23 protein-coding genes are annotated in these 26,497 nt (G+C 60.6%); 12 read left to right on the plus strand and 11 right to left on the minus strand.

Annotated features, from left to right (window positions below; translation table 11 throughout):
* Nucleotides 1-53 precede the first annotated feature (53 nt).
* Both NZ960_05370 and NZ960_05375 read right to left on the minus strand, forming a co-directional pair.
* Complete coding sequence (locus NZ960_05370; protein MCS7177032.1) at nt 54-2,513, minus strand: DNA translocase FtsK; 2,460 nt, start codon at nt 2,511-2,513, stop codon at nt 54-56.
* 12 nt (nt 2,514-2,525) lie between these two features.
* The gene (locus NZ960_05375) at nt 2,526-3,440 is read right to left on the minus strand and encodes a 2-phosphosulfolactate phosphatase (GenBank protein ID MCS7177033.1); all 915 of its coding nucleotides are present in this window, start codon (nt 3,438-3,440) and stop codon (nt 2,526-2,528) included.
* On the opposite strand from NZ960_05375, the gene NZ960_05380 reads away from it, so the two are divergent.
* On the plus strand, nt 3,439-3,792 hold the full coding sequence (locus tag NZ960_05380) for a hypothetical protein (GenBank protein MCS7177034.1): 354 nt from the start codon (nt 3,439-3,441) through the stop codon (nt 3,790-3,792). The genes NZ960_05375 and NZ960_05380 overlap by 2 nt on opposite strands.
* Entirely contained in the window at nt 3,773-4,720 is a 948-nt protein-coding gene (locus NZ960_05385; protein MCS7177035.1) for a hypothetical protein, read from the plus strand. The genes NZ960_05380 and NZ960_05385 overlap by 20 nt, the downstream gene beginning before the upstream one ends.
* A gap of 11 nt (nt 4,721-4,731) precedes the next feature.
* Here the strand turns inward: NZ960_05385 and NZ960_05390 are convergent, their stop codons facing one another.
* The 4 genes from NZ960_05390 to NZ960_05405 form a co-directional block, all read right to left on the minus strand.
* Complete coding sequence (locus NZ960_05390) at nt 4,732-6,054, minus strand: replication-associated recombination protein A (protein MCS7177036.1); 1,323 nt, start codon at nt 6,052-6,054, stop codon at nt 4,732-4,734.
* A gap of 65 nt (nt 6,055-6,119) precedes the next feature.
* Nucleotides 6,120-7,385: an RdgB/HAM1 family non-canonical purine NTP pyrophosphatase gene (gene rdgB / locus NZ960_05395; GenBank protein MCS7177037.1), complete on the minus strand. Its 1,266-nt coding sequence runs from the start codon at nt 7,383-7,385 to the stop codon at nt 6,120-6,122.
* The gene (locus NZ960_05400; protein MCS7177038.1) at nt 7,364-8,512 is read right to left on the minus strand and encodes an alanine--glyoxylate aminotransferase family protein; all 1,149 of its coding nucleotides are present in this window, start codon (nt 8,510-8,512) and stop codon (nt 7,364-7,366) included. The genes rdgB and NZ960_05400 overlap by 22 nt, the downstream gene beginning before the upstream one ends.
* On the minus strand, nt 8,472-9,296 hold the full coding sequence (locus tag NZ960_05405) for an RNA methyltransferase (protein MCS7177039.1): 825 nt from the start codon (nt 9,294-9,296) through the stop codon (nt 8,472-8,474). The genes NZ960_05400 and NZ960_05405 overlap by 41 nt, the downstream gene beginning before the upstream one ends.
* 895 nt (nt 9,297-10,191) lie before the next feature.
* On the opposite strand from NZ960_05405, the gene NZ960_05410 reads away from it, so the two are divergent.
* The 5 genes from NZ960_05410 (at nt 10,192) to NZ960_05430 (ending at nt 14,570) form a co-directional block, all read left to right on the plus strand.
* Entirely contained in the window at nt 10,192-10,911 is a 720-nt protein-coding gene (locus NZ960_05410) for a response regulator transcription factor (GenBank protein ID MCS7177040.1), read from the plus strand.
* Between the two features lie 276 nt (nt 10,912-11,187).
* Complete coding sequence (plsY, locus tag NZ960_05415) at nt 11,188-11,865, plus strand: glycerol-3-phosphate 1-O-acyltransferase PlsY (GenBank protein MCS7177041.1); 678 nt, start codon at nt 11,188-11,190, stop codon at nt 11,863-11,865.
* Nucleotides 11,862-12,857: an NAD(P)-dependent glycerol-3-phosphate dehydrogenase gene (locus NZ960_05420; protein ID MCS7177042.1), complete on the plus strand. Its 996-nt coding sequence runs from the start codon at nt 11,862-11,864 to the stop codon at nt 12,855-12,857. Before plsY ends, NZ960_05420 begins: the two co-directional genes overlap by 4 nt.
* Nucleotides 12,858-13,242: 385 nt before the next feature.
* A complete protein-coding gene (locus NZ960_05425; GenBank protein MCS7177043.1) occupies nt 13,243-13,743 on the plus strand; it encodes an HDOD domain-containing protein in 501 nt (166 codons plus the stop codon).
* Nucleotides 13,743-14,570, plus strand: a complete 828-nt coding sequence (locus NZ960_05430) for a prolipoprotein diacylglyceryl transferase (GenBank protein MCS7177044.1) — start codon at nt 13,743-13,745, stop codon at nt 14,568-14,570. Before NZ960_05425 ends, NZ960_05430 begins: the two co-directional genes overlap by 1 nt.
* Here NZ960_05430 and sdhA read toward each other — a convergent pair.
* From sdhA to sdhC, 3 genes are read right to left on the minus strand one after another with little or no spacing between them, the layout of a single operon-like run.
* The gene (sdhA, locus tag NZ960_05435; GenBank protein MCS7177045.1) at nt 14,551-16,320 is read right to left on the minus strand and encodes a succinate dehydrogenase flavoprotein subunit; all 1,770 of its coding nucleotides are present in this window, start codon (nt 16,318-16,320) and stop codon (nt 14,551-14,553) included. The two genes, NZ960_05430 and sdhA, sit on opposite strands and share 20 nt — an antisense overlap.
* Nucleotides 16,321-16,347: 27 nt before the next feature.
* Nucleotides 16,348-16,707 (minus strand): hypothetical protein, encoded by a 360-nt coding sequence (locus NZ960_05440; GenBank protein MCS7177046.1) that lies wholly within the window; start codon nt 16,705-16,707, stop codon nt 16,348-16,350.
* 18 nt (nt 16,708-16,725) lie between these two features.
* Nucleotides 16,726-17,133 carry a succinate dehydrogenase, cytochrome b556 subunit gene (gene sdhC, locus NZ960_05445; GenBank protein MCS7177047.1) on the minus strand — a complete coding sequence of 136 codons (408 nt, stop codon included), beginning with the start codon at nt 17,131-17,133 and terminating at the stop codon, nt 16,726-16,728.
* Between the two features lie 155 nt (nt 17,134-17,288).
* On the opposite strand from sdhC, the gene NZ960_05450 reads away from it, so the two are divergent.
* Nucleotides 17,289-19,385 (plus strand): TonB-dependent receptor, encoded by a 2,097-nt coding sequence (locus NZ960_05450; GenBank protein MCS7177048.1) that lies wholly within the window; start codon nt 17,289-17,291, stop codon nt 19,383-19,385.
* Nucleotides 19,386-19,408: 23 nt separating this feature from the next.
* Here the strand turns inward: NZ960_05450 and der are convergent, their stop codons facing one another.
* Both der and NZ960_05460 read right to left on the minus strand, forming a co-directional pair.
* Nucleotides 19,409-20,734 carry a ribosome biogenesis GTPase Der gene (gene der, locus NZ960_05455; protein ID MCS7177049.1) on the minus strand — a complete coding sequence of 442 codons (1,326 nt, stop codon included), beginning with the start codon at nt 20,732-20,734 and terminating at the stop codon, nt 19,409-19,411.
* Nucleotides 20,731-21,711 carry a MoxR family ATPase gene (locus NZ960_05460; protein MCS7177050.1) on the minus strand — a complete coding sequence of 327 codons (981 nt, stop codon included), beginning with the start codon at nt 21,709-21,711 and terminating at the stop codon, nt 20,731-20,733. Before NZ960_05460 ends, der begins: the two co-directional genes overlap by 4 nt.
* A gap of 149 nt (nt 21,712-21,860) precedes the next feature.
* On the opposite strand from NZ960_05460, the gene lpdA reads away from it, so the two are divergent.
* Genes lpdA through NZ960_05480 form a run of 4 tightly spaced genes read left to right on the plus strand, consistent with a single transcriptional unit; the run spans nt 21,861 to nt 26,460 of the window.
* Nucleotides 21,861-23,264, plus strand: a complete 1,404-nt coding sequence (lpdA, locus tag NZ960_05465) for a dihydrolipoyl dehydrogenase (GenBank protein ID MCS7177051.1) — start codon at nt 21,861-21,863, stop codon at nt 23,262-23,264.
* Between the two features lie 30 nt (nt 23,265-23,294).
* Complete coding sequence (locus tag NZ960_05470) at nt 23,295-24,317, plus strand: hypothetical protein (protein MCS7177052.1); 1,023 nt, start codon at nt 23,295-23,297, stop codon at nt 24,315-24,317.
* Nucleotides 24,314-25,153 (plus strand): class I SAM-dependent methyltransferase, encoded by an 840-nt coding sequence (locus NZ960_05475; GenBank protein MCS7177053.1) that lies wholly within the window; start codon nt 24,314-24,316, stop codon nt 25,151-25,153. Before NZ960_05470 ends, NZ960_05475 begins: the two co-directional genes overlap by 4 nt.
* A complete protein-coding gene (locus tag NZ960_05480; GenBank protein MCS7177054.1) occupies nt 25,132-26,460 on the plus strand; it encodes a glycosyltransferase in 1,329 nt (442 codons plus the stop codon). The genes NZ960_05475 and NZ960_05480 overlap by 22 nt, the downstream gene beginning before the upstream one ends.
* The last annotated feature ends 37 nt before the right edge of the window (nt 26,461-26,497 follow it).

Genomic DNA, 26,497 nt, shown 5'->3' on the forward strand with positions numbered 1-26,497 from the left:
CTTTCGAGCCGGGAGGCCCTACACAGCACCCAACGCTAGGATTGGCGGCAAAATTATAGGATGCCCTCCAATTCCGATTCGCTCCGCAGGAGCACTGTTCGGGCACGGCTACCGTCCGCAGGCCCAACGATGCCTGCCGCTTCCAGCTCGTCCATGATGCGGGCCGCGCGGGAGTACCCGACTTTAAGCCGCCGCTGGAGCAAAGAGACTGAGCCCTGCTGATGGCGAACCACTAGGCGTGCTGCTTCGGCGAAGAGAGGATCGCGGCCGCCTGCACCCCCCTTACTCCCCTCTTCGGCGCGCTCTGACACCGTCGGCAACAGGTACGGTTCTGGGAAGCCAGGCTGCTGTGCGATAAAGTTACAGACTGCCTCTACTTCTTCGGTGCTGACGTACGCGTTCTGCAGCCGTATCGGCTTCGGGAGGCCTCCGGGTAGGAAGAGCATGTCACCACTACCCAGGAGCTGCTCTGCCCCTGCCATGTCCAAGATGACCCGGGAGTCCACGCGGGAAGCCACTTGGTAGGCAATTCGAGCGGGGAAGTTCGCTTTGATGAGCCCCGTGATGACATCGACGGAGGGGCGCTGAGTAGCGACGAGGAGATGGATTCCAACAGCGCGTGCTAACTGCGCCAGACGGGTGATTGGTTCCTCCACGGCCCGGGCTGCTGTCAGCATGAGATCGGCCAACTCATCAACGACCACCACGATGTACGGCAGGGGCCTACACTGCTGTCCCAGCTTACCTTCCTGAACGCGGCGGTTGTAGTCTACGATGTTGCGCTGCCCCGCCTGCGCTAAGAGGTCGTAGCGACGCTCCATCTCCAGTTCCACAGCCTTCAGCACTGTTACGGCCGCCGCTGGGCTAGTGACAATCGGTTCCCTAACGTCCGGGGAGATCGCAAGGAAGTGATGTTCCAGCATACCGTACGGTGTCAGCTCCACCTTCTTCGGGTCGATGATGACAAACTTCAGCTCCCACGGTCGGAGCCGGAACAGGAGCGAGAGGATCATCGTATTGAGCCCCACGCTCTTTCCGGAGCCGGTTGCCCCTGCAATGAGCAGGTGCGGCATCCGGGCTAGATCAGCGCAGTAGACCGAGCCAGTAATAGTCACACCGAGCCCGAGCGGTAGCGCTGCCTCCAAGTTCTGGAAGGCCGATGACTCCACAATGCTGCGGAAACGGACAAGGGCACGCCGGTGGTTGGGGATTTCCACAGCAACCGTCCCTCGGCCTGGAACGGGCGCTATGATGCGCACCCCTGGCGCTTTTAGGGCTAAGGCAATGTCATCGGCCAAGCTCTCAATCTGGCTGACCTTGACCCCCGCGGCAGGGACGAACTCGTACTGCGTCACCACTGGTCCAGGGGTCACCACAAGGTTCTCGATCCCGATGCGGAAGGTTTCCAGCTTCTCCTGAAGCAGGCGTGCATTCCGTTGGAGTTCAGCCTCGTCTACGGGCAGTGCATCCTCCCCGCCCAGCAGGAGCGAAGATGGAGGCAGCATATACCCGGACAGCTCCTCAGGCACCGTCAAAGGAGCAGGGGCTGAGGGCCCCTCAACTGCCTGTCCCTTGCTCTGCTCCCTTGGGAAGCGCTCAGAGGTTGTCGACGAGATTTGAGATACCCCCGGAGTTCCCTGAGCGGCCTTTGAGCCCGGAGAAGTTGCGGACGCCATCGGTACAATGGGTGCCGAGGTCGCTTCTGGAACCATCCCCGGCTGGACTGTAGCATCCTGTGTCCGGACTCGCACGATACGGGCCGGTTCGTCAGTGGAGGCTGCAACTCCTCTCTCGGTCTGCAGCGGCGGAGAAGGAGCCGTTTGGCGCCGTTCCTGCTGGGACCGCTGCTGACGATCTCGCCACCGTGCCCATAGCAAACGGGCTTGCCGGAAGAGCTGCTCCATGGCACGCGGGAATTCTACAATCAGTACTGCTACCGCCGCTGCCACAACCAGCACGATTGCTCCTGCCGTGCCCAGTAGTTGCCCGAGGACAACGGCTACGAAGGTCCCCAGCATCCCACTCCATTCCAGCGGAAGCTCCGCAAAGGCCGGGATTCCCCGCAAGCTCCCAGCACCCACAGCTCCCAACACCGCCAGTAGGAGTATCGCAAAGCTCCTCCGCCACACAGCCGCGGGAATGACCTCGTAGTGAGCAACCTCCCAAGCCCACCACCCCATGAGGAGTGGCAGCACGAGGCTCGCGTATCCGATCCCCAGTGCTACGAACACGTGAGCGATGAGTGCCCCCAGGAGTCCGAGCCAATTATGAGTTGTCTCCGCCTTCAACCGAGCCTCTGGCTCGCCACGGATGAGCCCTACCAGGTCACTCCAGTGCAGTGCGGCATTGTCCTGGTCCTCGGGCGTGTAGGAGAGGAGAGCAAGGCCCAGCAGCAGTGCCGCTGCTACCAGGAGCACGGCTAGGAGATACCGCTGCTGACGTCGGAGGAGACGGGTATGCGAACGCTCACGCCGCTCCCGCAGAGGGGGGTGGTCGAAGGACATTACCCGCATTACTACCCCTCTCTATGCTGCACATTCCGGCATCGTCGGCTGCTGCACTTCTCTGTTTCCCTGAGCCGAACGGGAACCCACTGCGTACAGCCGCCCGGCGTGCCACCGTGGCACGACCGATAGGCAGTCCAGCTGAAGGGCATACTCAACGTCTCGCTGCTTCCCCTCCAGCGTTAAGAAGCGAGCATGCCGGCTGCACCGGAGGACGGCCGAAAGGAGATCTGGCTCGGCACGCTGGAAGGCTGTGAAGGCCACATGAGCTGCATCTGTCAAGGCTACTGAGCGGAGCTGCCGTAGCTCTGCAACGAGTGCCCCAGCCCCGATGACATCCTCATACGCCACGGAACCTTTGTGCCCAGCACAGCAGATGAAGACGGCCTTAGGCTTGAGCTGATGACAGTACTCCACGACCGCAGCCCGGTTCACCAAGCCCATCATGATCGTGCTTGCCCTTTCTCCGTCCGGCAACCGTCGCAGCAATGGAGTACCGTTAGTGGAGACGAACGCTATCCGCTTGCCGGCAACGGCTCCCCCGGTATACTCCAGTGGAGAGTTCTCCAGAGCGAACCCCGGAATCGGGCGTCCGTCTTGCTCACCAGCCAACAGTACTGTCCCTTCGGGTTCCCGCTGTGCAAGCTCCCATGCCTCCTCAGGGGTCACGCAAGGCAGAACTGCGTCAGCACCGTATGCCAAGGCCGTGCAGAGAGTCGTGCTCGTCCTCAGCACATCAACCAAGACGTAAAGCCCTTCCGGCTGGCTCTCCGGAAGCAACGAGGGAACGAGCACTACTTCAATCCGCATCGCCACCAACTGCACCTGCGGTAGGCCAAAAATACACCAAAAGCAGAGAGTCGCCCGCCTACACTCCTGCCGCAGAGTCGTTCGTCGCTGCCGCTCGGACAGCGAGGGATGCTCGATGCAGACCATGCTACTGCTCCTCCTTGCTGCAGTTAGCCTCATGGTGGCGGGCTGCGTACGCTCTGATTCCCCCACAGGCCTAGCCAATACGCCCCCAAGAATCGACAGCATCACGATCTCACCCCAAATCCTGCGTGTAGGGCAGCCCGCAACAGTGACGTGCTACGCCCAGGACCCTGACGGGGATCCACTAAGCTATTCCTGGAGCGCCTCTGCTGGGGCACTCGTTGGGAGTGGCGCCCGCGTCTTCTACGTCCCCGACCCTTGCTGTGGAGGCTTGACGAACACGATTTCCGTCGTAGTCCTGGATGGAAGAGGAGGAGCAACCCAAGGGCAGCTCTATGTGGCAGTCTCTCCGTAGGGCGCTCCTCGTTGCCCTTGGACATGGCCTGCTTGGCGTCAGCACAGGAGTGTATGGACAAGCCTGCTGCGGCCCCCCAAGTGTATCCCTGGCAGGGACCGAACGCGGGGTAGACCCAGCGACGCCTGTGAGCCTTACGGTAGCCTACAGCTTCACTCGGTTCACCCGTGCGGCGAAAGCCACGACCACCGTTCCTGATCCGCTCAACCGCCAGGCTCTAAGCCACCTCTGGCGTGTGGAGGCTGAGTTCGCTGTCCTTCGGGACTGGGCTATAGTGGCATCGCTGCCGTTTACGCTCAAGGAGCGAAGCCTCCGGGTGGACACGCTCTCTACGGTCTACCGCGCTGCCGGGGTAGGAGATGCGATGGTCCTGCTCAAACGCGCCCTCCGTCCAAGCAATCTTCTCGCACCTTGGGACATCGCTGTCGGCGTTGGAGTAAAGGCCCCGACGGGCTCCTCAGACCAGGCACGGGATGGAGTCCGCCTCCCACGAGACCTCCAGCCCGGCAGCAGCACGTGGGAGGTCCTGGGCTGGGGATTCATCGCGGCTGTGTTCCCGGAGCCATTCCTCGGCCATGCTGTATCGGCGCTGGTCCGCATCCCACTCCAAGCTGACGCGCTCGGCTACCGGACTGGTACAGAGGTCCAGGTTCTGCTGTCGAGTAGCTGGCTCGATGCTCCACTGCCCTGGCTCGTACCCAGCCTCGGTGTGCGCCTTCGCGGTACCAGCTCAGACCGTTTCAACGGGCAGCCCCTGCCAGCAACGGGAAGCCTCTGGATAGATGCGGTCCCAAGCTGCACCTTGCTGTCCAGTCCGTTTGCAGCGCGACTCCAAGCCGTGCTGCCCGTCTTCTGGCGCACGAATGGCGTCCAGCTCATGCATACGTGGGGTATCGCTGTAGAAGCGCGCTGGAGCTGGCAGCCATAGAAGGGTTCTGGCTACAGCTGCTCTGCGCTGTACCGCGTACGCCACCATTGCCGCAAGCGTTCCCTGTACACGGCCTCTAGGCCCACTTCCGCGGGGGCGTAGTACACCTTCGGCTCCATGCCCTCAGGGAAGTAGCGCTGTTCCACGAAGTGGCCCGGGAAGTCGTGGGGATAGCGGTACCCCTGCCCGTACCCCGCACGGGCGAGTGCCGTAGTGGCGGGATTGCGCAGGTGGAGCGGTACTGCGGTTAGCACTCCCGAGCGCACATCCTCTATGGCTGCCTCCAAGGCCCGATAGGCAGCGTTGGACTTTGGACAACAGGCCAGGTACGTCGCCACTTGGGCCAATACTATCCGGGCCTCTGGCATCCCAATCCGCTCCACAGCCAACAGAGCTGAAACCGCCATTGGCAGCGCCTGCGGCTCCGCATTCCCTATGTCCTCGCTCGCCAAGACGACCAGCCGACGAGCGATGAAACGCGGGTCTTCCCCACTTTCCAACATCACTGCCAGCCAGAAGACAGCTGCGTCTGGATCAGAACCGCGCACGGACTTGATGAAGGCGGAGACCACATCGTAGTGTCGCTGCCCGTGAGCATCATAGCTCGGCAAAGAGCGAGCTAGAGCCTGCCGGACGTGCTCAGCCGTAATCCTGCGAGTGCCTCCGTGCAACTCTGCTAAGACCGCTGCAGCCTCCAGTACCTGCAGTAGGACTCGCGCATCACCAGCCGCCAGCCGCAATAGTTCTGCTTCCCCCTCCACCTGGATCGGCTGCCCATAACGGCTCTCCAGCGCTGCAACTCCTCGCCGCAGCAACTCTCGAAGCTCCTCTTCCGTGAGTGGCTGGAGCTCGTAAACCCGGCATCGCGACAGCAGTGCTCCCGAGAGCACGAAGCTCGGTGGCTCAGTCGTGGTACCGATGAGGATGAGTGTGCCCTCCTCCACGGCCCGCAGCAGAGCATCCTGCTGCGGACGCGTACACCGATGGATCTCGTCAATGAACAGCACCACGCGACGTCCTTGCCGCCGCAGAGCCGCTGCACGTCGCAACAACTCTCGCAGAGCTGTCATCCCTACCTCGGTTCCCGCCAACTGCAGCCACTCCGCTCCTAATTCCTGCGCCACGATACGGGCAATCGTCGTCTTGCCCGTCCCCGGCGGCCCCCAGAGAATGGTGGAGGGGAAGTACCCGCGCTGCAGGAACTGGCGCAACGCCCCCCGAGGTCCAACTAGATGCTGCTGGCCCACCACCTCCTCGAACCGCTGCGGACGAAGCTGCTCCGCTAGCGGCACATGCTCTCCTACCGCTGAGTCTCCCTGGCTAAAGAGCCGCATTCCAGCGAACACCCTCGCTCGAAAGGCAAAGACGGGTAATCCCTTGTCTTCACGTCTCCGCCGACTCACGAGAGCACGTGGGAGAAAGCACTTCGCGCCTGGGCCCATTCCTCCTGGAGCCTCTCCCACTGAGCCGAGCTGCAGAATGGCTGCAGCTCTCGGAGGAGCTCCTCACCCTGTTGTGGCGTGACTCCTAAGCGCAGGAGGGCCCGTAAATGTGACTGCACCTGCCGCCACCACCCGCCCACCGCAACTAAGGTTGCTACCGCCGTAGCCTCCCGAGCCACCAACTCCAGCCCTTGGCGCGAGAGCACACTCCCGTAGGCAACCCGAAGGACCATGTCCTCCAGAGCCGGAGCCGCCGCGCGGAGCCGCTCCCGTACCCGATCCGCCTGCTCACCGTAAACCCTCTGGAAGAGCTCCACCCCGATCGCCTCCGGCGACGACTGGAGCTGCTCTGACGGTCCTTCCCAGACCATCCCCATCTGCTGGCACACGCGCTGAGCACACTGTAGGGCCTCGATCGCCGCCGGGAATCCTGCAAAGAGACAGAGCTGCAGAAGCCCCTCACCTACGGCGTTCAGCGGCATCCCCAACTGCAGTGCCCGCTGGAGCTCGCGCTCCAGCACCTCCTCCTGCCCAGGCCGGGCAGCCGCGGCGCAGATCCGCATCAGTAGGGGAAGCCATTCTGGAAGCGCCTGCTCGGACACGCACTCTTCACGATGCTCCGGAGCTTCGTCTGACCAGAGCCGGCGAAGCTCCGCCAGAAGCGCCTGCATCGCCCAGTAGCGGTGGCTGAGCCGATTCTTCTCGCTCGGCTCCATCTCCCCGAAGGTCCGCTCTTCCCCTTCCGGCACGAAGATGGGATCGTAGCCGAAACCGAAGTGTCCCCGCTCTTGGAACGCAATCCAACCCTCGACAACCCCTTCCACGCAGATGGTGCGGAGATGGTCGCGATAGCAGAGCACCGTCCGAAAGCGAGCCCGGCGCTGCTCCTTCGGAAGGCCCTGAAGGAGTTCCAGAACCGCCCGGCGATTCTCTCCATCGCTCCCCACGAAGTGGGCAGAGTGAACCCCCGGCTTACCTCCCAAAGCCTCCACCTCCAAGCCAGAATCGTCAGCAACGACAGGAACCCAGAGGCGTTCAAACAGGGCCGTAGCCTTCAGATAGGCGTTCTCCTCTAGCGTCGCACCCTCCTCCACCCGATCCCAGCCTTCTATCTGTCCCGGCGCAACGAACTCCAGCTCGCCAGGAGCCAGCTCTGAGGCAAGCTCCTGGAGCTCTCGGAGCTTGTGAGGATTCTGCGTTGCTACGACGATGCGCCGCACCATGTCTCCTGCGCTGCAAGCTCCGCAGCCGCCTGCTCCAGCATCGCTTCGACATCAGGCCGCAGTCCCATACGACCGAGCATGACGCCAATGGCAGCAACCAGCATGAGGATGTCCCCTTCGCTAATGGCCCCCATATGCCCGATGCGCATCACTTTCCCCTCCAACGGCCCCTGTCCCCTTCCAACAACGATGCCGAAGTGTTCCCGCAACCGCTGTGGGAGCTCCTGGAGCTGCTCCGGAAGTTGGACAACCGTCACTGCATGGGAGCCACTCTGCCCAAACAGCGGGAGTCCACACACTGCCAGTGCTGAACGCACCGAGCGGGCATAGCGTCGGTGCCGCTCCCAATGCGGCGGCAGCCCATCGGCAAAGTAGCGTTCCAGGACGTAGCCCAACGCTCGAATCAACGACACCGCCGGAGTCCAGGCCGTCATCGCCTGCTGCCATCGCTCGTAGGCAGCATTGAGATCGAAGTACACCGTCGGAGCTCGCCAGCAGCGGACGAACTCCCATGCCCGTCGGCTAAGCCCCACGAATGCCAGCCCGGGAGGCAATGCAAAGGCTTTCTGAGAAGCCGCAACAACGACATCCAGCCCCCATTCCTCCATCGGGCACGGATGGACCCCTACTGCCGTGATGGCGTCCACGCAGATGAAGGCCTCCGATACTTCCCGAACTGCCGCTGCACACTGCTGGACGTCCATGAGGGCGCCTGTGGACGTCTCACTGTAGACCATCCACACTGCCTGCACTGGAGCGTGGGAGCGGACAGCAGCAACTAACCGCTCCGGCTCCACCACCTGCCCCCATGGTGCCGTCACTCGGACAACCTCTGCCCCGGCAGCTTCGGCAATCTGCGCACAATGCTCCCCAAAGCGACCACTCGTGGCAACAACGACGCGGCTCCCCGGTGGGCAGAGATTCCGCATCGCTGCCTCAATCCCACCCGTCCCCGAACTCGTCAGCACAACTACTGGCTCAGAGCTTCCCCACAATTCCTGCAGCCGCTGGTGGATTGGCGCCATGAGCTGCCGGAACTCCTCCGAGCGGTGCGACAGCACTTGCTCTGACAGTACCCTCAGCACGTCATCGGGAACGGCGACCGGACCGGGTGTGAAGAGCCGCATCGGCATGGTGTTGCTGCCAGAAGTGGTACAGTGCAATGGCTGTCGCGATACCAACGTTGAGGGACTCCAGTGTCCCTGCTCCAGGGATGCGGAAGAGCACGTGACACCGGCGTCGCACAGCCTCGGAGAGCCCGTGAGCTTCGTTCCCAACAGCTAAAGCCACCCGCCGTGGGAGCCTAACCCGCTCTAACGGAATCCCAGCCGCCGGCTCGGCTCCAATCAAGGTGTAGCCCCGCCGCTCCAGCTCCTGCAACCCCTCCTCAGTCCGCTGAACCCGATGGAGAAACGCGTGGAAGAGCGCTCCAGCGCTGGCACGGACTACCTTCGGGTGGTATGCGTCCACCCCTCCAGGCAATACCACGAGTGTCCGCCATCCAAACCAGACCGCTGTGCGCACGATTGTTCCCCAATTGCCTGGATCGCTCACTCCATCGGACACGAGCACCCGGTCTTCCCAGGCTGGTTGCTCTATAGGGTAGCTGACCACTGCCAGAATATCCTGCGGGGTTTCCGTCTGGGCCAGCGACCGAAAACGCCGCTCCGAGGTCGTGTAGACGAGGACCCCCTGCTGCGCAAAGGCCTGAGCGAGCCGCCGTGCCTCTGCACTCGCGTCTTCTCGGAGGACTACCAGCAGCGCCCGGTAAATCCGGCTGCGTAGGAGCTCTTGGCACACCCTCACTCCCTCGGCCAAGAACTCTGCATGCAGGTCTCGCTCCTCCCGGTCGTGGAGTCGAAGGAGATGTTTACGGAGCCGCTCGCTGAGATGCAGCGTCTGCATCAGCATCCTTGCTTGAAGCTCGCGCAAAATTACACGGCCCCTCTCCCCCCTTTGAACTGCCGCACAGAACGGAACAGTAATTTTGCTGCCAGTAGATTCAGGAGCTGCCTTAGGCGGTGAGTCGTGGCTGGTGGATCGGCGCTGCCTTCCTCCGCTCGTGGGCTGACAGTCTGATTGGCCAGACCGCCCTCCCTAACCCACCCCAGTCTGTCCCCCTCTACCAGACTCTGGCCCCAAATTGCCCAGGGCACCGTACGGGCGCAGACTCCACACACCTTGGTGGCATACATTTCCAGGGAGATCCCCCTAGTGCAGAGATTGCCTCTGTCATCCTGCTACTGGACTTTGCAGCCCGCTCCTCAGTCGCGCTCCCCTTCTGGGTACATCCGCAGCCCGACTTTGCTGGTAGACAGCGGCTCTCCGTCATAGCAGCAGAGGGCTACACAGGGCAAGGTTGTCCCGGCAGGGACCGCTACCTCTACGAGGCTGCCAGAACATCCCTGGCAAGCCCTCTAATGGCTGCGTCTCCTCCCGGATCCATCAACCACCTCCGGAATCCCTCCCGTAGTGATATTGACACCACAGCCCCCATGCCCTCGTACTACTCCGACAACCCGTGGACAGAGACTTTGCGTACGTCGGATACCCCGCATGCAGCCACCCCAAACACCCTGCATGCAGCTACCCCAAATCCACAGCTATGTGCCCTGTGTCGCTGGGAACCCGCTCCTTCAGAGTCCTTGCAAGCTGGTGCTGCACTGCACGATGCAAGACGGCACCGCTCACAATGGAGTGCCAGCAGCTACGAGCACTTCCTGCCTCACAGAGCGCTAGCAGCACCGCTGGCTCTCTCTAGTACTCAACCAACCCGAATGACGTCTCACGAACGGTCAGGTCACCCATGCACATCCTCCTCATAGAGGACGAGCGGAAGCTCGCGGCGTTCCTCAAACACGTTCTGGAGGAAGAGTCCTACAGCGTCGACGTCGCCTACGATGGGGAGACCGGCGTGGAAATGGCACAGCAGCGAGTCTACGATGCTATCATCCTGGACATCATGCTCCCCAAGCTGGATGGCTTTGCTGTGCTGAGCCGACTGCGGACACAAGGAGATACCACCCCTGTGATTGTCCTCACCGCCCGCGGGACCCCAGAAGAGCGCGTCATGGGACTCGACTTAGGAGCTGATGACTACTTGCCGAAACCGTTCCATCTTGAGGAGCTACTTGCCCGCTTACGTTCGGTTCTGCGCCGCTCCTCGCCTGAGAAGGCTACACGACTCCAGTGCGGGGACTTAATCTTGGACACCCGAGCACGCGTGGCTTACCGAGGAGGAAAGGAAATCCCGCTCACGCCACGGGAGTACGCCCTCTTGGAGTACCTCATGCGCCACAAGAACCAGACGCTGAGCCGTAGCCTCATCCTCTACCACGTCTGGTCCGACATCGGTGTGGACTCCAACATTGTCGACGTCTACATCAAGCGCCTGCGAGAGAAGTTGGATGTGCCAAATGCTCCTTCCCTCATCCAAACTGTCCGAGGAGCCGGCTATCGGCTCCGCGAGCCTGAAAGCGCCCCGTCTACTCAGGATACCGAGCCAAAGGAGCGACCACCTCAGTAAGCAAAGCTCTACAAACTAGCACCCGTCTATGCACCAGCCAGTACCGAGGTAGTTCGCTCAGTCCACAGAGTGCATCGCCCAGTCTGGCAGCCATCACCTGCTGTCCACTTCTTGCCGCCCTGGGAACTGGAACTGCTCAGCACTCTGCCGATTCTACTGTCCTTAACCGTGGAACAGCGCTAAGGCTTCAAAAGGAGTGCTGTTCCGCTAAGTGAGGCCAAGCCACGGCTAAGGTTTTCCCTAATTTTGGCCGAGCACGCCCTGGTTTCGACGGTGATGGAAAGCATCGCGGGGATAGGAGCGAGTATCGGACTTGCCTATGCCCTCGGAGGATTCCCAACGGGCCTGGTACTCGGACGCTGGCTGTTCGGCATAGACGTCCGGGAGCACGGCAGTGGCAACATCGGCAGCACCAATGTTCTGCGGACCTTGGGATGGCAGTGGGGGCTGGTCGTCCAGGCCGTGGATGTCCTCAAAGGAGTCTTAGCTGTGACATTGCTGCCGGCTCTGCTCGCTCCCAACCCAGCGTTCGGCTTGGAGCGACTCCACGTCCAGGTCCTGACGGGAATAGCAGCTGTTGCCGGACACTGCTGGTCCCCATGGGCTGGGTTCCGAGGGGGCAAGGGCGTCAATACCGCCGCTGGTGTGCTTGGAGTGCTGGCACCTGTTGAGCTCGCCGTAGGCCTCGGTGCCTTCATAGTCTTTTTGGCAGCCTCGGGATATGTCTCGGCAGGTTCTCTTGCTGCTGCGGTTGCTGTACCGATAGCAGTAGCAGCCCGCTTAGGTTGGGAACCCGCGGTAAGCTCCCCGCTCTTCTGGGGAGCGGTGGCGATTGCGGGAATCGTGATCCTACGGCACCGACCCAACATTGAGCGGATTCTGAAGGGGTCGGAGTACCGATTTGACGCCGTTTGGCTCTTAGGCCGCTGGCAGCAGCGGCAGAGGTCGAAATGAGGATCGTAGTCCTTGGAGCAGGAAGCTGGGGCACGGTCCTGGGGAGCTACTTAGCCCAGAGAGGGTACGCTGTCACACTGTGGGCCCGCTCTGCAGAGGTTGCCCAGTCCATCGCACAAGAGCACCGCAACCCTCGCTTCTTACCGGGCATCCGCTTGCCCGATACGCTCTCGGCAACGACAGATCCATGGGTGACACTGACAGCAGACCTGGTGGTCTTGGCAATTCCCACCCAGTACATTCGCGCGACACTACAACAGTATGGCTTCCCCATAAGTGCCCCTGTCGTCAATGTAGCGAAGGGGATTGAGCAAGGCACATTGCTGCGGATCTCAGAACTCCTACAGGAAGTAGCCGGTATCCCCGCAGAGCGATATGCTGTCCTTAGCGGACCGAGCCATGCCGAAGAAGTCGTCCATAACCTCCCGACAGCAGTCGTCGTTGCCTCACAGAATCGACAACTGGCGCAGTGGGTGCAGCAGATCTTCACGAGTCCCAGGCTGCGGGTGTATACTTCCCATGACGTCGTCGGAGTAGAGCTCGGAGGCGCGCTCAAGAACATCATCGCTGTTGCTGCGGGTATCGTTGATGGACTGGAATTGGGAGACAACGCTAAAGCTGCACTCTTGACCCGAGGTCTGGCGGAGATTCAGCGCCTCGGAACGGCCCTTGGAGCAGAGCCGCGGACCTTTGCGGGGCTCTCGGGCATAGGAGACTTGGTAGCGACGTGCAATAGTCGCCACAGCCGTAACCGAGCGGTGGGTCAACGGTTGGCCCTTGGAGAACCCTTGCAGCAGATCTTGGCTTCAACTCCGATGGTTGCTGAGGGCATCCCCACCACGCTTGCTGCTTACCAACTCAGCCTTCGTACTGGAGTGGAGATGCCAATTACTGCCCAGATGTATGCCGTCCTCTTCCAGGGCAAACCTCCTCGTCAAGCAGTAGAAGATTTGCTAACCCGAGAGGTGAAAGCGGAGTACTGGTGGAACTAGCCAGGGCTACCATGGAGCACCCGGAAGACTTCTCCCACATCGCTCGTAGCACCGCTTGGCTTGTACCACCACCTGTCGTTACGGAGCAGCTCGTCCAGCTGTCGAGGGATGAATGTGCAAACTGGCAGGAAATCGCTCGATCCATTGAAGCCGACCCAGCGATTGGTCTACGAATCCAGAAGCTCGTCAGCTCGTCCCTTTATGGACTGCCAGTTCCCTCCTCCCTTCAGCAGGCCCTAGTCCTCTCGGACTCCACGGCGGCATCCTCAGTGGCTAGGGGGACCCTCTCCCGAATGACGCTCAGGAGTCAACTTGAAGCCGTAGACCAACTCCAGCCCTCCTGGCAGGGCCTCACTTGCACAGCATTCGCTACCGAACTGTCAACATGCTATGCCGAGCCTGCGCCTATTTGCCAGACCAGATCTTCGCCGTCGTATTCCCCCACGGTATCGGTGAACCGGCCATGATCCAGGCAGCTCTACCGCAGTATCAAGAGCTAGAACGCCTCCTCCGAAATAGCCAAGAGGAGCACGCTGCCAAACATCCACCCTTGGGAACCACCCACGAGGAGGTGGGAGACCTGATCGCTTCTCGATGGCATTTCTCTAACAACACCCGCACGACTATTCGCTACTATCCCGCTCCTAAGCAGGCACCTCGCAGCCAGCTACAAGCGAGCGCTGTGCGGATCGCTGACCTCCTGCGCAAGCTCTGGAAAGCCGGGGTCGGTGGACAGGTTCAGCGTTTGCTCCAGGTAGAAGCAATGTGGAGGATTCTCGCTAGCCATGCTCCCACGCCCTTTAGGGCAGACACTGCAGCCTTCACCGTAAAGCAGCACCTCTACGATACTGCGGCAATGCTGAAGAACCTCGTGGTTCTCGAGTGATGTTGCCCATCCTCTTCAAGCTTGGCCCGATTACCGTTTACAGCTTCGGCGCTATGGTCGCCATCGCATTCCTGACGGCATACTGGCTCTCTGCCGCTGAATTCCGGCGCCGTGGGATATCGAAGCCGAAAGATGTAGCATCCTCGCTCCTCCTCATCGCCTTCATAGGGGGATTGGCCGGAGCAAAGCTGTTTCACTTGCTTGAGCACCCACAGGAATTCCTGGTCGATCCTATCGGCGCTATCTTCAGTCCCGCAGGGCTGACGTTCCACGGAGGCTTCCTCGTCGCGGCCCTCGGTTTCGTTATCTACATACGGCGACGACGCTTACCTCTGTGGCGGATCGCCGATGCCATTGCTCCAGCTCTTATCCTGGCTTACGGCATTGGACGCATCGGGTGCCATTTAGCTGGCGATGGCGACTACGGCATCCCGACCGACGTTCCTTGGGCCGTGACATACCCTAACGGAACGGTCCCCACGCTAGCACGCCTTAATCCCGAACTGCGGCGCAAGTACGAAGAACTCTTCCCTGGCCGCCCTGTCCCCGAGGATATCCCTGTCCACCCCACGCCGATTTACGAGTTCCTGGCCTCCGTGGGTATCTTCGCCGTGCTATGGCTACTGCGGACCTCTCGGCGCCATGCTGAAGGCTGGCTTTTCGGGCTTTACCTCGTGTTGGCCGGTGTGGAGCGGTTCCTCGTGGAGTTCATCCGCCTCAATCCCACGTACTGGGGGCTGACGCAGGCTCAGTGGATGTCCCTGCTAGCTATCGCTGTGGGGGCTATTCTCCTCGTTCGACGCTGGACTAGTACTTCCGCTCGGTAGGCTGGTACTGCGTGATGCGGACAGGCTTGTAGAAGATCCGGGGGGTAGTCCCTTCTCCGTCGCGGACAATCAGCGTGTGCTTGAGCCAGTTCTGATCATCCCGCTGAGGATAGTCCTCGCGGGCATGGGCTCCACGGCTCTCCCTACGGTTGAGAGCACTGTAGGTGATGGCCTCCGCGACATCCAGGAGGTTCTCAAGCTCCAGTGCCTCTACAAGCTCAGTGTTGAAGGTCGAACCTCTATCGTCAAGCCGCAACCGTTGGTAGCGTTCACGCAGATCGGCCAGGATACTGGTCATCTGCTGCAATCCCTGCTCCGTGCGGAAGACACCAACGTGCTCCATCATCGACTTCTGCAGAAGCTTCCGCAGGGACGCGACGCGCTCGTGACCGTTGGAGCTTGAGCGAAGACGCTCTATCCGCTGCCGGGAGAACTCCAGCACATCGGCCGGAAGTTCTTCCCACGGCGCCCCCGCTTGCAGGTACTCCATGATGCTCTTGCCCGCCCGGCGTCCGAAGACGACCAGATCGAGCAGGGAGTTCGTACCCAGCCGATTAGCGCCGTGGACGGATACACAGGCAACTTCGCCCGCCGCCCACATCCCACGCAGCACAGTGTTCCGATCATCAATGACCACCCGCCCGTCAACGTCAGTCGGAATGCCTCCCATCGCGTAATGTGCGGTTGGCTGAATTGGGATCCATTCCTTCTTGGGGTTCACCCCAAGGTACATTTGAGCAAAGCCAGTGATCTCAGGCAACTTCTCCCGCAACACTCGCTCTGGTAGGTGTGTCAAATCCAACCCGATGTAGAAGGTCCCATCACGGGCCTCGATGCCTCGCCCTTCTCGAATCTCCGTAATGATTGCCCGACTGATCAAGTCCCGGGGGGCCAGGTCTTTGACCGTCGGGGCATACCGCTCCATGAACGGTTCGCCGTACTTGTTGCGGAGGATTCCTCCCTCACCACGAGCGGCCTCCGAGATGAGCACCCCAAGCCTCCAGAGGCCCGTCGGATGGAACTGCACAAACTCCATGTCCTCCAGTGGAATGCCTCGACGATACACTATCGCCATCCCATCGCCAGTACCTGCGTGAGCATTAGAGGTCACTTGGTACACTCGACCGTAGCCACCAGTAGCGAAGAGCACGGCTCTGGCGTGGAATACATGGAGCTCACCAGACCGAATGTCGAGCGCCACAACTCCGCGACAGGAGCCGTTGTGGACGATGACGTCCGTGACGAAGAATTCAGAGAAGAAGCGGACGCCGTTCTTGAGGGCATTCTCGTAGAGAGTGTGGAGCATCGCATGCCCAGTGCGGTCTGCCGAGTGACACGCCCGGCGCACGGGAACCCGCTTGGAGTTCGGATCAGAAGGGTTCTCCGGCTTCGTGTGCCCACCGAACCGTCGCTGGGCAATCTTACCGTCTGGTCGCCGGGAGAAGGGCATTCCCATGTGCTCCAGTTCTATGATGGCCCGGATAGCATCCTGGCACATTAACTCTATGGCGTCCTGGTCCCCCAGGAAGTCAGAGCCTTTGATGGTGTCGTACGCGTGCCACTCCCAGGAGTCCTCTTCCTCGTTCGCTAGGGCTGCGCTCACTCCGCCTTGAGCTGCTCCAGTGTGGGAACGTAACGGATGGACCTTGCTGAGGACTGCGCAAGTAAACGGTGGCTTGATCTCAACTGCTGCCCGGAGTCCTGCTCCTCCTGAGCCGACGATGACTACATCCACTGTGTGTACCTGCATGGCGGATTCGCTCGCTACTCCGACACTTTACGGAAGATGCTTCCACGTGTGTACACTGAGCACCGTGTCGAAGCCCAAGTAGACAAAGTAGAGGGCTGCCACACCAACCAGCCCGACAATACCTGCGAGGAGCCATTGGGGAAGCTTGAAGTCTCGCAGAATGTTGTAGAGCCCCTGAACACCGTGGTAGAACCCCAACACCACGAACCCCAAGTACCAGAACTGGAACAACGGGTTCTGCAGCCGCTCAACGGAGGAAGCAAAGCTGTGCCCAGCCGCCTCCGTCCAGTGGACCGTCATGTAGTGGCCAATCGTGAACACCACGAGCAAAACTCCGCTGATACGCTGCCAATACCAGGCGTAGGAAGACCAACGGCCCGACCGCATTGCTACACCCGAAGCAGGTTAGACTGCGAATGGATCGAAGAAGATGAGCACGGCCATGAAGAGCATCATCGCTACCCCAAGGCCGTAGACCAGCCGCAGTAAGAACTTGTGACGATACGCCCCTTGTGCAGAGAAATCCACCAACACGATCCGGATCCCGTTGAGCGCATGGAAGAGCACGAAAGCAAAGAGCAACCACTCTGCAAACTTGAAGAACGGCGTCGTGAACGGCTCCATCTTCGCCTGGAAGGCTGCTTCTCCCTCGACGAGAGCCCGAAGTGTCCAGATATGCACGAAGAGATACCCTAGGAGCGCGAGACCTGTAATGCGATGCAGGATCCACGCCACGGAACCGAGGTGCCATCGGTACCGGCGGAGGTTGTCCCACCAGGTTGCCACCGGTGACCGCCACTGCTCGTACGCCATTTTTGATCCCCCAATGGATGTCCACACGCACAAACTTATACGGACCGTGACTTTCCTACGCATGATGCTGCTCACCCATGTCCGGATGCCCTCTAGAGAGGCTCAAGCCATCCTCCATGTTTATTTTTGCACGACCGACAAGCCAGGCTGTCCGAATGAGGCTCAGCACAGTAGGACCAATCGTAGCAGTCAGCTTAGCAGCTACTGCTGCTGACACAACGTATGTATTTCCCCCCACGACAGTCACCGCCTTGCGGACCACCCAACTACCCCTGGTTGCACCCTACGCACAGACCTACCGTACGGCGGAGGACTGGGACTCACGGCGTAGCTACGGCGTTGAGGAAGCTCTGAGACGGATTCCTGGGCTCTTCGTCCAAGACCGAGCAGGCACAGGCGATCTGCGGATCGTTGTCCGCGGATTCGGTGCGCGGGGAGCTGGAGACCGCTCTAACAACGGCACAACCCGTGGCGTTCGCATCCTCTTAGACGGAGTGCCCCTGACAGAGCCCGATGGGCGCACGGCATTGGACCTACTGGAGCCTACAGTGATTGCGGAAGTGGACATCCTCCGGTCCAACAGTACCCTCTTGTGGGGCAACGCGAGCGGAGGTGTCATTGCCTTTCGGACCATCCCGCTACTCACAGCGCCACCATTGACACTCTCTGCAAGCGCCGGAAGCTTTGGGTTCCGAAAGGTCACCGCCCAGTTCGTCTCCCACTCGGCTACGAGCACTATCAGCGGCACCGTGGCTCACTCTGCCTCCAGCGGATGGCGCCGCCATGCCCAAGCACAGCGCTGGTGGGCTGGCTTGTCAGTAGCTTCAGAGCTACAGGCCAGGACTCTAATAGAGCTCACAGCCTCCTTCACCGCTAACCGCTTCAATATCCCTGGCCCACTGAGCTGGGAAGAGTTCCTCCAGGACCCAGAAGCAGCCAACGCGGTGTATCTCGAGCAACGGGCACGGCGTGAAAACCTGATTGCCCACCTTACCGTAACCCTCAGCCACTCCCCTACCCCAAGCCAGCGATTACAGCTCAGCACCTTCGTCCAGCCGAAGTTCTTAACCCGCTCTGAGCGAGGGACCTACCGCGAGTTCTCCCGTGTCATGACTGGCGGTAGTCTCCTCTATCACCCCACGTGGCACTTATCCCCGACGGCAACACTCCTTTTGACCATAGGCGGAGATGTAGCACTCCAAGATGGGCCGGCACTCTTCTACAAGCTCACTGCCGATGGGGGACGTGACAGTGTCCTACGGCAGAACAAGCGAGAGGCTGCTCTCAACGCCGGCACCTTCGCCCGTGCCCTCTTCCTATTGGGCCCCTGGCAGTTCTGGCTAGGTCTTCGAAGCGACTGGCTGGCCTACCGACTCATTGACGCCCTCCGCCCCTCACTCTCGGACTACAAGCTCTTCCGCGCCATCCTACCCAGTGGAGGCATAGGATATCGCCTCTCCGAGCATCACAGTGTCTACGCCCATGTCAGCTCCGGCTGGGAAGTTCCTGCTTACAACGAAGTAGACCCTCCCCCAACGGCGGCTTCTCGGGGCATCAATCCAGACTTGAAGCCGATGCGGTCCTGGACTGTGGAAGTAGGGAGCCGGCACATGTTCCGTCCCGCCCAGCAGAGCTTTCTCCAGGACATACGTGCCGACTTCGCACTCTACTGGATTGACAGCCGCAACGAGATCGTACCCTACGGCGGTGGACGCTTCTACGTGAATGCCGCCCGCAGCCAACGCATGGGGGTGGAAGTACAAGTAACGCTCGGTCTCCGCGGTGGGCTAACGCTCCAAGCAGTAGCCACCTTAGCGAGCATGCGGTACCGGTCCTACGTCGTTGACTCCTCGTACTTCGGCATCCAACGCCAGGTAGATTTCAGCAACAACCGCATCGCCGGCGTCCCTGCGGTTCAAGGCGGATTCCATGCAGAGTACACCCTACCCTGGCTTCCCATTCGGCTTGGAGTAGAGCTGAGCTACGTCGGCCCGATGTATGCCGACGATGCCAACGAGGTCCGGGTCCCGGACTACGCACTCTGGAATGTTAGCATTCGCTCGGAGCGCTCCTGGTCGATCGCTGGAATTGCCGTGAGCCCTTGGGCAGAGCTGCGAAACTTGGCGAACCGGCGGTACGTAGGCTCCGTCTACGTCAATCCCGATCGTGACAGTCGAGGCCGTCCACTCTTTGCAGAGCTAGGTATGCCCAGAGCGATCACCGTGGGGCTCCAGGTCAACACCGCTCGGTAGACAGCAGCCCCCGCTACAACCGGCTACGCCTGTAGGGTATACGGAACATTCTTGCGCCGGAAGAGGAAGGAGATAGGCACCCCCTCAAAATCGAAGTGCTCTCGCAGGGTCCCTTCCAGGAAGCGCTTGTATGAGTCGGGGATGAGGTCGGGGTGATTGCAGAAGAACACGAACACCGGCGGCTCCGTACGCACCTGTGTGACGTAGTTGATGCGGATCTCTTTCCCCTGCACTGCTGGCGGAGGTGTTCGCTCGATGACTGGGAGAAGTGTACGGTTGAGCTGCGAAGTCGAGATTCGCTGCCGACGGCGCTCGCTGATCCGCTTGGCAAGCTCTAGAATTTTCGTCACCCGCTGCCGAGTGAGCGCTGAGACGAACAGCACAGGGATATACAGCAGCCCGGGAAGCTCCTCACGTACTCGCTCCACGTACCAGTCGGCCGTCTTGGCGTCCTTTTCTACCAAGTCCCACTTGTTGAAGACCAGGAAGACCCCTTTGCGGGCCTCCACGACATCCGCGACGATCCGTTTGTCCTGTTCGCGCAGCCCCTCATACGCGTCCACAACGACAGCCGCCACGTCGCAGCGCTCTAGGGCCCGAAGAGTGCGCACAACACTGTAAAGCTCCACGTTCTCCTGGATACGACTCCGTCGGCGCAGCCCGGCCGTATCGATGAGGAGGAATTCTTCACCGTTGTAGCGGACGACGGTGTCGACCGCATCACGCGTCGTGCCCGGAATTGGTGTAACGATGACCTGCTGGCGTCCCAACAGCGCGTTGACGAGGCTCGACTTACCAACGTTAGGACGCCCAAGGATGGCCAACTTTACGCGAATGTCAGGCTCTGCAGGACTCCCCTCCGGCAGGGCAGCGACGAGAGCGTCCAAGAGCTCCCCCAGACTGCGTCCGCTAGCTGCTGCGATGGGGTAAGGATTCCCAAGGCCGAGTTGGTAGAACTCTGCTGCCATCGCATCCCACTCGGCCGTATCGCACTTGTTGACGGCAATGAAGACAGGCTTCTGAGCCGCCCTCAGAAGAGCCGCCAGCTCTTGGTCAATCGGGGTCATCCCCTCACGGGCGTCTACGACGAAGACAATTGCATCGGCCTCTTCGATGGCTAGTGCCGTCTGCTCCCGCACGGCCTGGGCAATAAGATCATCGCTCTCGGGGATCCAACCGCCAGTATCGATGACCGTGAAATGCCTGCCAGCCCACTCTGCAGGCGCATAGAGCCGGTCCCGCGTAACCCCAGGGGTCGCCTCCACAATCGCCCGCCGCTCTCGGATGAGCCGATTGAAGAGAGTAGACTTCCCAACGTTTGGCCGCCCTACAATCGCCACAAGGCTCATCCGACCGCCTCTAAAAGGCGTTGGACCAACATCACCGGGGTGATGTTGTCGGCCTCAGCAGCAAAGTTCAGCACCATGCGATGCCGTAGAACCGGCAGCGCTACTGCCCGGACATCCTCCACGGATGGGGTAAAACGGCCGTAGAGCGCAGCCCGTGCCTTGGCGCCAAGGATGAGGTACTGCGAAGCCCGAGGGCCTGCGCCATATCGCAAGTATTCCCGAACCACAGGTAGCGCCCCGTTCTGGGGCCGGCTCGCCCGAACCAGCCGAACAGCGTACTCCACGACGTGGTCAGCCACCGGAATACGGCGGATGAGATGCTGGTACTCCACAATCTCGGAGGCTGTCAAAACAGTCTCCACCTGCGGTTCGATGTCGGCAGTGGTGCGCTGCACAATCTCTACCTCCTCCTCGAAGCTAGGGTAGTCAATCCAGAGGTTGAACATGAAGCGGTCAAGCTGCGCTTCCGGTAGCGGATAGGTTCCTTCCTGCTCGATGGGATTCTGCGTGGCCAACACGAAGAAGGGCTCCTCCAGGCGGTAGGTAACACCAGCGGCTGTGACGCTGTACTCCTGCATTGCTTCTAACAGGGCTGACTGGGTCTTGGGAGGTGTGCGGTTGATCTCATCTGCCAGGACGACGTTGGCAAAGATAGGACCGCGGACGAAGCGGAAGCGCTTCTCACCTGTAGCCAGATTCTCCTCCAGGACCTCCGTCCCCACAATGTCACTGGGCATGAGGTCAGGGGTGAACTGGATACGACTGAACTTCAGCGCCAATGCCTGGGCTACGGTCCGTACTAGAAGCGTCTTTGCCAGCCCTGGGACCCCAATGATGAGGCAGTGCCCACGGGCAAAGAGGGCAATGAGGAGCTGCTCGATGATCTCCTGCTGGCCAACGATGACCCGCGCAATCTGTTCACGCAGCTTCGCGATAGCTTCAGCCAAGCGCTCCAAACGCTGCAGTTCACTGCTCATTCTTCCGCACCATCACCAACTCCGGCAGGCAGAAAGACGCCAAACCCTTGGGGAAATTGGTGCTTCGGACTCTGGAACACGCTTGCTCGCAAAGCCCCTCCCTAATTTTGCCGTTGCAAGCAAGTCACAACAGAGCACCGCATGCCTGCATGAACCGCCATCAGTGTGATGTCGTCGTGATTGGAGCTGGACCGGGCGGCTATGTAGCCGCAATCCGGGCTGCGCAGCTACGACTCCGGACCATCTGCGTTGAACGGGATCGGCTCGGCGGAATCTGCCTGAATTGGGGCTGCATCCCCACGAAGGCCCTCCTCCGGAGCGCTGAGCAGATGCACTTCCTACGGCGAGCAGCAGAGTTCGGCTTCAGCATCGACACTCCGAAGTTCGACTTCTCACGAATCATCGAGCGTAGCCGACAAGTTGCTGAACGCATGTCGAACGGGATCGCTTATCTGTTCCGCAAGTACGGCGTCCAGCACCTCCGCGGAACAGCCACCATAGCTGACGTAGGGCAGGTAGAGGTCCGAGACGAAGGCGGCACAGTAACTGACCGGATTGAATGCCGTCACATCATCGTGGCCACTGGCGCACGCCCTCGCATGCTCCCAGGCATAGAAGTAGACCGGGAGCGTATCCTCACCAGCACTGAGGCGATGGTACTCCAAGAGCCTCCGGAGTCGCTCATCATCATCGGTGCAGGCGCCATCGGTGTAGAGTTCGCCTACTTCTACAACGCCTTCGGCACAAAGGTCACCCTCATAGAGCTTCTGCCACGCATCCTTCCGAACGAGGACGAAGAGGTCTCTCGCGAACTGGAGCGCCACTTCAAGAAGGAGGGCATCCAAATCCTGACCTCCACGAAAGTCGTTGCCGCCAAGCGGAAGGGGAAAGGGGTAGTCGTTACTGTCGAAACGAGCGACGGTCGCCAGCAGACACTCACAGCGGACATGGCGCTCAACGCCGTTGGCGTCCAGGGAAACGTGGAGGACTTGGGGCTGGAACGGTTGGGAGTACAGGTAGAGCGCAGCTTCATCAAGGTAGACCCCTACCTGCGCACGAATGTGCCAGGTATCTACGCAATCGGTGACGTTGCCGGCCCGCCCTGGTTAGCGCACAAAGCCTCTGCGGAAGGGATCGTCTGCGTAGAGGCGATCGCAGGCCACAATCCGTTGCCTGTAGACTACTCTAACATCCCAGCCTGCACATACTGTCAACCCCAAGTTGCTAGCATTGGCATGACGGAGCAGCAGGCCCGTGAAGCAGGATACGAGCTGAAGATCGGGAAGTTCCCCTTCTCTGCCAGTGGCAAAGCTTGGAGCATAGGGGAGGCACGAGGCTTCGTGAAGCTCATCTTCGACGCCCGCTACGGAGAACTCTTGGGGGCGCACATGATTGGACCCGACGTGACAGAACTCATCGCTGAGCTTGGGGTTGTCCGGACGCTGGAAGGGACGGCACGGACCATCTTCCGGACCGTCCATGCCCACCCGACACTTAGCGAAGCAATCATGGAAGCTGCCGCCGTAGCCTATGACGAGGCCGTCAACTTCTGAAGCCAGTCCAACAGCAGAGAGGCTTGTCACATGCGTGTCATCGGGATTTTGTTTGGCATGGAGCAGAGCTTCCCTCCAGCACTGGTGGAAGCGATCAACAGCTTAGGGGTGGAGGGAGTATCGGCAGAGTTCGTCAAGCTCGGGGGCGTCCGCATGGACCAGATCCTACGCTACGATGTCATCTTAGACCGCATCTCCCACGACATTCCCTTCTACCGCTCTGTCCTCAAGGTTGCAGCCCTCCATGGCACTCGAGTCGTGAACGACCCCTTCTGGTGGAGTGCCGATGACAAGTTCTTTGGCTATGCGCTCGCCACGAAGCTGGGTATCCTTGTTCCCCGAACGGTCACCTTCCCGACCAAGCAACACCCACCGCGGACTACTTCGGAATCCATGCGAAACCTCATCTACCCGCTCAACTGGGACGAGCTCTTCGAGTACGTCGGCTTCCCTGCCTACTTAAAGCCCCACCTCGGCGGTGGCTGGCGGCAGGTCTACAAGGTCCATGATCCTCAGGAGTTCTTCGCTGCTTACGATCAGACAGGCGACACCGTCATGGTCCTGCAAGAGGCGATCGAGTACGAGGAATACTATCGCTGCTATGTCATCGGAGACCGGGTACGGGTCATGCCGTACGCACCGCACCACCCCCATCACCTCCGGTATGTGGCTCCTTACCGGCCATCTCCGGAGCAGGAAGCAGAACTCCGGGAGCTGGCACTCCGCCTCTGCCGAGCGCTTGGGTACGACATCAACACTGTGGAGTTCGCTATCCGCAACGGCATTCCATACGCGATTGATTTCCTCAATCCTGCACCGGATGCGGAGCGATACTCGGTGCAGGAAGAGAACTTCGCGTGGATTGTGCAGAATACTGCGGAGTTCCTTGTCGAGCTGGCCCTCCAGGGACGACAGGTACCAACCCACTACCGATGGGCATCCTCCCTGACCCCTCCGCCCACCCTTCCCAAACAGAGTAGTCTTAAAGCAGCGCGAGCCCGAAAGGCACCGGCTGAAGCCCCACGAGCGACCAAGCGCCGCAAGCAGTCATGACCTCCGCAGAGGAACTCTGTACCGTCGTCCAGCAGGCCGACGATATTGATGCTGCCAACAAGTACTATTGGGCCTATCAGTTCCGCTTAGGGCACGAGGTACTAGTCCCGCAGCTTCGCGCGTGGGGCGTCTTCAAGCCTGGAACTACCGTCGCTGAGATCGGCTGCGCCGAAGCAGGCGTCCTTATGGCATTCGTGCTTGCAGGGGCGAAGGCAGCCTTGGGAACGGATATCGCCGCCTCCCGCCTCCATGCTGCTCGCCTCATTGCTGACCGAGCCAACATAGAGGTGGAGCTGAGCCTCCACGACGTCCTACAAGACCCCATCCCTGAACGGTGGCAGGGCCAATACGAGCTCATCCTCCTCCGCGACGTCCTCGAGCACCTGGAGGACCCTGCAGAAGCGCTTCGTCGCCTCCGTACCCTCCTCCGAGCCGGAGGCTTCGTCTTCATCACCTTCCCGCCGTACCCCTCCCCATACGGCGGCCACCAACACTTGCTGAAGACCTTTTGGGGCAAACTGCCGTACATCCACCTACTGCCCGACAGTCTCTTCGAGCACTTAATCGCCTCCGGGCAGGAGCCCGATCGAAGCGAGGTCCACCGTCTCCGCCGCATCCGGCTCTCGCTACCCACAATGCTGCAGATTGCCAAAAGTGCTGGCTATCGGATCGTTGCAGAAGAACACTACCTACTGCGGCCGGTCTTCCGGTATCGATTCGGCCGCTTCCTACCTACGCCTCGGATCACACCACTGGCTCGTCGCATCCCGAGCCTAGCCCAGTACTTCTGCATGGAGGCCGGCTACCTACTGCAATGGAGCGGCACCGGGTCCTAGTAATCGCCTACTATTTCCCGCCCTCCGGCGGTCCAGGCGTCCAACGCGTCCTCAAGTACGTCAGGTATCTTCCGGAATTCGGGTGGGAGCCTGTGGTCCTAACCGTTCGCGATGGCGAATTCCCTGCTCGCGACCCCAGCCTCTTGGAGGAGGTACCCCCAAGCATCCACGTAGAGCGCACGCGAATCCTGGAACCCTACAGCCTCTATCGCCGCTTGACTCGACGGCAAACGCCTATCGACATCCACGTCCTGACCACCTCTAGACGGAACGCCAAACTGTCTGAGCGGCTCTCCGAATGGATTCGAGCGACCTTCTTCATCCCGGACGCTCGCGTCGGCTGGCTCCTAACAGCCGTTCCTGCTGGCAAGCGCCTGATTCGCCAGTTCGGAATTCGTGCCCTCTATAGCTCATCGCCTCCGTACACATGTTCCCTCATTGCCCGCCAGCTCAAACGCTGGAGCGGCCTCCCGTGGATAGCCGGCTTCCGTGACCCCTGGACGGGCTTTCTGACAACCCCCCACCGATGGTGGCTCCCCGCCCGCATTGACCGACGCCTTGAGCTGAGTGTCTTCACCGAGGCCGATCTCGTGGAGTGCGCTTGGGAAGGGATCGCTGAAGATGCGCTCCAGAAGTACCCTCACCTGCCTCGAGAAAAGTTCACCCACATCCCGAACGGCTTCGATCCTGCCGACTACCCCCCACCACCGCGGGAGCGCAACAGCCGATTCACCATCACCTACACCGGCTCCCTCTACGGGCGCCGCAATCCCAAGACGCTCCTCCAAGCACTGGAGCTTCTCTTCCAGCGTAGCGTGCTCTCCCCCAAAGATGTCCGTCTCCAGATCGTTGGCCGCTGTGGGGAGGAAGTCCTGGATACCCTCCGCCAATCTCCTTTTTCCGCTGCCGTAGAGCTTGTCTCCTACGTCGCTCACCGAGAGAGCCTGCAGTATGTCGTTAGCTCTGACCTCCTGCTGTTAGTGGTAGACGAGGCGGAAGACAGCCATCGAATCGTCCCAGGCAAAGTCTTCGAGTATCTCGGCTCTGGGAAGCCCATCTTGGCGATTGCTCCGCACAACAGCGCTGTAGAACGCCTACTCCAAGAGACCGGCACCGGAGCCGTTGCTGACCGACATGAAGCGGAGCGCTGCGCCGACATCGTGGAACGGGTCTACTCGGCATGGAAACACAGCGGTCCCCCAGCCTTCACCCCACGCTGGGATGCGATCCGCAAATACGAGCGCAGAACTGCTGCCCAACGACTGGCAGAGCTGCTCACCACCCTCACCCGCACGCAGCCCCGGTAAGCCTCTACAGCTACGAAATCTCTGAAGCACGATGAGT

Origin of the sequence: Candidatus Kapaibacterium sp. (assembly GCA_025059875.1) — a bacterium.
GTDB lineage: Bacteria > Bacteroidota > Ignavibacteria > Kapaibacteriales > HRBIN21 > HRBIN21.